5 protein-coding genes are annotated in these 6,015 nt (G+C 71.1%); all 5 read left to right on the top strand.

Annotation, left to right across the window (positions count from 1 at the left end; translation table 11 throughout):
* The first annotated feature begins 17 nt into the window (after positions 1-17).
* The 5 genes from D7Y21_RS15885 (at position 18) to D7Y21_RS15905 (ending at position 5,960) form a co-directional block, all read left to right on the top strand.
* Entirely contained in the window at positions 18-803 is a 786-nt protein-coding gene (locus D7Y21_RS15885) for a hypothetical protein (protein WP_233612118.1), read from the top strand.
* Positions 804-887: 84 nt separating this feature from the next.
* On the top strand, positions 888-2,270 hold the full coding sequence (locus D7Y21_RS15890) for a di-heme oxidoredictase family protein (RefSeq protein ID WP_121714153.1): 1,383 nt from the start codon (positions 888-890) through the stop codon (positions 2,268-2,270).
* A 129-nt stretch (positions 2,271-2,399) separates the two neighbouring features.
* Entirely contained in the window at positions 2,400-3,848 is a 1,449-nt protein-coding gene (locus D7Y21_RS15895) for a UbiA family prenyltransferase (protein ID WP_120564165.1), read from the top strand.
* 13 nt (positions 3,849-3,861) lie between these two features.
* Positions 3,862-5,226 (top strand): FAD-binding oxidoreductase, encoded by a 1,365-nt coding sequence (locus tag D7Y21_RS15900; RefSeq protein ID WP_120564166.1) that lies wholly within the window; start codon positions 3,862-3,864, stop codon positions 5,224-5,226.
* Positions 5,223-5,960, top strand: a complete 738-nt coding sequence (locus D7Y21_RS15905) for an SDR family oxidoreductase (RefSeq protein ID WP_120564167.1) — start codon at positions 5,223-5,225, stop codon at positions 5,958-5,960. The genes D7Y21_RS15900 and D7Y21_RS15905 overlap by 4 nt, the downstream gene beginning before the upstream one ends.
* Positions 5,961-6,015: the final 55 nt, after the last annotated feature.

Consider the following 6,015-nt stretch of genomic DNA (forward strand, 5'->3'; position numbering starts at 1 on the left):
CACACATGCATCTGCAGATGACGAGTCGCCTCCTGGCGGCTGCGTTCCTGAGCCTGGTGGCTGGTTGCCAGGGTGAGCCGACGCAGTCTCCCGAAGGTTCGCAGTCCGCGACGCTCTCCGCCAAGGCGGATTGCGTGCAGCGGTTCGATGGCATCACCACCTGCGCCAAGGGCAACGCGTCCCTGGCCGCTTCCGAGAAGGGCGTGCAGGTCAACGGGCTGAAGGACGCGAAGACGGACGGCGTCTCCAGCACGTTCAATGCCGCCATCAACTGGTCCCAGGAAGCCCAGATTCGCGTGGGCAGCCAGAAGGGCAGCGTCGCCTTGTCCGCGCGTGACGGCGATCAGGTCGTCAGCACGCTGAGCATCACCTCCAGCGCCGACCGCCAGGTGTCCGTGACGCCGGGCTTCACCGGTTCGCCCGCGGGCAACTACCGGATGAACGTGTACCGCGACGGCCGGCTCGTGAACACCACGCAGCAGCCTGCGTCCTTCTCCATCACGTTCTACGACTGGTGGTCCTTCGTGAACTGGTGGAACATGCACTGGCACTTCTTCTCCTACCGCTCCGTCTACGCCCAGGACTCCGGCTTCGACGGTGCCTGCGGCTGGCGCCTGAACTCGCCGGGCACGACGTTCTCCCTCAGGGGGGCGGACGGCAAGGCCATCGTCGGCGACACGGTGGAGTTCATCGAGGAGATTGGCGACGGTGCCTACCCGTACCGCCACTTCTCCGGCATCGACGTGAACGCCAGCGCCACGGACTTCCTCGTCACGGGCGAGTCCTTCGGCCAGGAGAAGTAAGCTGTTCCTCCACCGGGTGGGGGCGCCTCGTTCCCGCCCGGTGGTGTCTGTCCGCCTGTGTCTTCCCATCGAGGAGTCGTGACGATGCGTGTGCCCTGGTCTCTCGCTGGCATCTCCGCCGGAGCGCTGCTCATCGGCGCCGCGTGGGCCACCGTCGTCCGCCGCCCCGAACCCCTGGTGCTGGGCGCGCTTCCCCCCGTCGTCCTGCCTCACGTGGAGCAGGCAGGCGGTGCCACCACGGTGACGGACACCGGCCGCAATGCCTTCGGGCGCGCGCCCATGAACATGCCGCGCTCGCGCTGGCCGGACTTCTACGCGGGCAAGGGCGTCTTCGATCGCGACTGGAGCGACTCGCGCCTGCGTCCCGCCGTGGCGGGGCCCTTCTTCAGCGCCACCGGCTGCATGACCTGCCACGTGAAGGACGGCCGGGGCCAGCCGCCCGCGAGCCCCACGGAGGCGCCCGTCTCGCTGGCGTTCCAGCTGAGCGCGCCCGACGGCGCCAGTCCCCACCCGCTGTACGGCATGCAGCTGGACGCGCACGCCGTGGAGGGCCAGGTCGCCGAGGGCCACGTCCGCGTCGACTTCGAGGAGACGCGCGGCACCTTCGCCACCGGTGAGCCGTACTCGCTGGTGCGCCCGCGCTACCAGTTCCAGGGGCTGGTGCACGGCCCCCTGGGCGACGGCGCCATGTTCTCCGCCCGCGTGTCACCCGTGAACTTCGGACTGGGCCTGCTGGAGGCGCTGCCAGAGGCCGACATCGTGGCCCGCGCCGACCCCGAGGACCGCGACCAGGACGGCATCTCCGGCCGGGTCAACCGGGTGCTCGACGTGGAGACGGGCGAGACGCGCCTGGGCCGCTTCGGGTGGAAGGCCAATCAGCCCACGCTGCGCCAGCAGGTGGCGCATGCGCTCGTCGCGGACATGGGCGTCACCACGACGCTCTACCGCCAGGAGCAGGGCCGGGACACCCCGGGTGAACCGGAGGTGTCCCAGGACGACATGGACCTGCTGATGATCTACATGCGCCTCATCGCCGTGCCCAAGCGGCGCGACTGGGAGGCGCCGGAGGTCCAGCGGGGCCATGCCGTCTTCCGCGCCATCGGCTGCGCGGCGTGCCACGTGGACACGCCCCAGGAGACGGGGCCGGTGGAGGGCTTCGACGAGGTGTCCCGGCAGGTCATCTACCCCTACACGGACCTGCTGCTGCACGACCTGGGCGAGGGACTGGCGGACGGGCGCCCGGACGGGCTGGCCACGGGCAGCGAGTGGCGCACGCCGCCGCTGTGGGGCATTGGACTGGTGGAGGCCGTCAACCGGCACACCCGCTTCCTGCACGACGGCCGGGCCCGCTCCCTGGAGGAGGCCGTCCTCTGGCACGGAGGGGAGGCGGCCCCCGCGCAGGCTCGCTACGTGCGGCTGCCCCGGGAGGACCGGTCCGCGCTGCTCGCCTTCCTGAAGTCGCTCTGAGGCACGGACGGGACCCCCTCCCGTCCGGACGGCGGCCAGGAGGACCGTCGCCTGGAGGGGCTTCGGCCTTCGTGGGGGCACGGAACGGTGGACGCCCCGGGCCCTTGGGCTACCCTGCGGGCCCCCTTCATGCAGCCTCAAGCTCCCATTTCCGATGACGCCCTCGACGTCCCGCTCGCGGTCGACCTGGACGGGACGCTGGTGCGCACGGACACGCTGCACGAGAACCTGCTCGTGCTCCTCAAGCACGCGCCGTGGCTGCTGCTGCTGGTGCCGTTGTGGGTGCTCCGGGGCAAGGCCTTCTTCAAGGCGGAGGTGGCCCGCCGGGCTCCGCTGGACGTCACCTCGCTGCCTTACAACGCGGACGTGCTGGCCTTCCTGCGCGAGGAGCACGCCCGGGGGCGGCGGCTCGTCCTCGCCACGGCCGCGGACCGGAGCATCGCCGACGCGGTGGCCGCCCACCTGGGCCTCTTCCACACGGTGGTCGCCAGCGAAGGCGGGGTGAACCTGTCCGGCGCGCGGAAGCTGGAGCGGCTGCGCGAGCTGCTGGGCCGCTTCGACTACGCGGGCAACGACGCGGTGGACCTGCACCTGTGGCGCGAGTGCCGGCAGATCATCGTGGTGCATGCTCCGGCGGGCGTGTTGCGCCAGGTCCAGGGCCTGGGCCGCCCCGTGCACCGTGTCTTCGAGGCCCCTCCTGGCGGGCTGCGCCCCTGGGTGAAGGCGCTGCGGGTGCACCAGTGGGCGAAGAACGCGCTCGTCTTCGTGCCGGTGCTGGCGGCGCACAAGGCCACCCAGGGCGGCATGGCGCCGCGCGCGGTGCTGGCGTTCCTCGCCTTCAGCCTCTGCGCCTCCAGCGTGTACATCATCAACGACCTGCTGGACCTGGCGTCGGACCGGCGGCACCCGTCCAAGTCACTGCGGCCCTTCGCGTCCGGGGCCCTGCCGGTGCGCGCGGGCGTCGTGCTGGCGCCGCTGCTGCTGGTGGCCGCCGCGGCGCTGGCGCTGGCGACGCTGCCCCTGTCGTTCTTTGGGCTGCTGGCCGCGTACTTCGTGCTCACGCTCGCGTATTCGCTGCGCCTCAAGCAGGTGGTGATGCTGGACGTGCTGGTGCTGGCGGGCCTCTACACGGTGCGCATCTTCGGCGGCGCGCTGGCGGTGGGCGTGCCCACGTCGAGCTGGCTGCTCATGTTCAGCACCTTCCTCTTCCTGTCGCTGGCCCTGCTCAAGCGGCTGAGCGAGGTGCGGCGGCTGCGCCAGTCCAACGAGACGTCCGCCCACGGGCGCGGCTACCTGGCGCAGGACCAAGAGCAGCTCGCGAGCCTGGGCGCGGCGTCCGGCCAGGTGTCGGTGCTGGTGCTGGCCCTCTACATCACCAGCAAGGAGGTGACGGCGCTGTATGCCCACCCGGAGCGGCTGTGGCTGCTGTGCCCGGTGATGCTGTACTGGGTGGGGCGCATCTGGCTGCTGGCGCACCGGGGGCTCGTGAACGAGGACCCGCTCGTCTTCGCGCTGAGGGACCGCGTCAGCTACGTCGTGGGCGCGGTCGCCGCGCTGGTGCTGTGGGTGGCGACGTGACGGGAGCATGGCGATGAGCACGTCGGATTCCTGGGGCCGCTTCCCCCGAGTGGAGCAGCGGACGCGCGCGCTGACGTGGCGCTCGGACGCGCTGCCCCAGGTGGATGGGCCCGTGCTGCCGCATGGCCTGGGCCGCAGCTACGGCGATTCGTGTCTCAACGGCGGGGGCACGGTGCTGCTCACCGCGGGCCTGGACCGGCTCATCGACTTCGACCCGACGACGGGCGTGGTGCGCTGCGAATCGGGTGTGTCATTGGACACGCTCTTGCGGCTGGCCGTGCCGCGCGGCTGGTTCCTGCCGGTGACGCCGGGCACGAAGTTCGTCACGGTGGGCGGCGCCATCGCCAACGACGTGCACGGCAAGAACCACCACCGGGCCGGGACGTTCGGCCGGCACGTGCGCAGGTTCGAGCTGGTGCGCTCGGACGGCAGCCGCCGGATGTGCGCGCCCGACGAGAACCCGGACTGGTTCGGCGCGACGATTGGCGGCCTGGGGCTCACGGGGCTCGTCACCTGGGCGGAGGTGCAGCTTGCGCCCATCCGCAATCCCTTCGTGGTGCAGGAGACCGTCCCGTTCGAGAACCTGGACGGCTTCATGCGCGTGTCCGCGGAGTCCGAGGCCGACCACGACTTCACCATGTCGTGGGTGGACTGCCTGGCGCGCGGGCGCAAGCTGGGGCGCGGCCTGTTCTACCGGGGCAACTTCGCGCCCACGCAGTTCGAGCGGCTGCCCCTGGCGAAGAGCCACCTGTCGCATGGCAGCGGGCTCGCGGTGCCCATCGACCTGCCGGGCTTCTGCCTCAACCGGCTGTCGGTGTCCGCCTTCAACTTCCTGTACTACCACCGGGAGCGGATGAAGCCGTCGCCCCGGCTCGTGCACTACGATCCGTTCTTCTACCCGCTCGACAGCGTGTACGGCTGGAACCGCATCTACGGCCGCCGGGGCTTCCTCCAGTTCCAGTGCGTGGTGCCCCACGCCACCGCGCGCGACGCGCTGAAGGAGCTGCTGGAGCGCAGCGCCCGGGGTGGGCTGCCCAGCTTCCTGTCCGTGCTCAAGACGTTCGGCGACCTGCCTTCGCCCGGGTGGCTGTCCTTCCCGCGCCCCGGCTACACGCTGGCCCTGGACTTCGCCAACCAGGGGGAGAAGACGTGGCGGCTGGTGGAGTCGCTGGACCGCGTGACGCGCGAGGCGGGCGGGGCGGTGTACCCGGCCAAGGACGCGCGCATGAGTCCGGAGAGCTTCGCGGCGTACTTCCCCAAGCGTGAGCAGTTCTCCGCGTACATCGACCCCGCGTTCTCGTCCTCCTTCTGGCGCCGGGTGAACCCGGTGCCGCTGCCCCTGCCCGCGCAGGAAGACCGTCAGGCCGCCCTCCCATGAAGAAAGTCATCGTCCTCGGCGCCACGAGCGCCATTGCCCAGGCCACGGTGCGGCTGCTCGCCGCGCGCGGGGCGTCGCTGTACCTGGTGGGCCGCAACGCCGCGAACCTGGAGGCGGTGGCCCGGGACGCGTCCACGCGCGGCGCGCAGAAGGTGGAGTTCCGCGCGCTGGATTTGAACGACTGCGAAGCGCACGCGAGCCTCGTGGAGCGCGCGTGGCAGGCCCTGGGCGGACTGGATGGGGCCGTGCTGGCGCATGGCGTGCTGGGAGACCAGGCGGAGAGCCAGCGCTCGTGGGCGGCGGCGGAGGTGGTGCTGCGCACGAACTTCCTCTCCGCCGCGTCGCTGCTGACGGAGCTGGCCAACCGCTTCGAGGCGCAGAAGGCCGGCACGCTGGTGGTGATTTCGTCGGTGGCGGGAGACCGGGGCCGGCAGAGCAACTACGTGTACGGCGCGTCCAAGGGCGCGCTGACCGTGTTCCTCCAGGGCCTGCGCAACCGCCTGGCGAAGTCCGGCGTGGCGGTGGTGACGGTGAAGCCCGGCTTCGTGGACACGCCGATGACGGCCCACGTGCCGAAGAACAAGCTCTTCGCGTCGCCGGAGCAGGTGGCGCGTGGCCTGCTGAAGGCCGCGGACGGGCGCAAGAACGAGGTCTACGTGCCCGGCTTCTGGGCGCTCATCATGCTCATCATCCGCAGCATCCCGGAGCCCGTGTTCAAGCGGCTGAAGCTCTAGCTTCGGTCGTCGCCCCTTCCGTGCCTGGGCCGCGGACACGGAAGGGGAGCAGGGT

The organism is Corallococcus sp. AB045 (assembly GCF_003668895.1).
Taxonomy (GTDB): Bacteria; Myxococcota; Myxococcia; order Myxococcales; family Myxococcaceae; genus Corallococcus; species Corallococcus coralloides.

What these genes read in the sequence shown, in the direction of transcription:
- D7Y21_RS15885 (WP_233612118.1), top strand. Translation starts at nt 18, where the DNA reads ATGACGAGTCGCCTCCTGGCGGCTGCGTTCCTGAGCCTGGTGGCTGGT.
- D7Y21_RS15890 (WP_121714153.1), top strand. Translation starts at nt 888, where the DNA reads ATGCGTGTGCCCTGGTCTCTCGCTGGCATCTCCGCCGGAGCGCTGCTC.
- D7Y21_RS15895 (WP_120564165.1), top strand. Translation starts at nt 2,400, where the DNA reads ATGCAGCCTCAAGCTCCCATTTCCGATGACGCCCTCGACGTCCCGCTC.
- D7Y21_RS15900 (WP_120564166.1), top strand. Translation starts at nt 3,862, where the DNA reads ATGAGCACGTCGGATTCCTGGGGCCGCTTCCCCCGAGTGGAGCAGCGG.
- D7Y21_RS15905 (WP_120564167.1), top strand. Translation starts at nt 5,223, where the DNA reads ATGAAGAAAGTCATCGTCCTCGGCGCCACGAGCGCCATTGCCCAGGCC.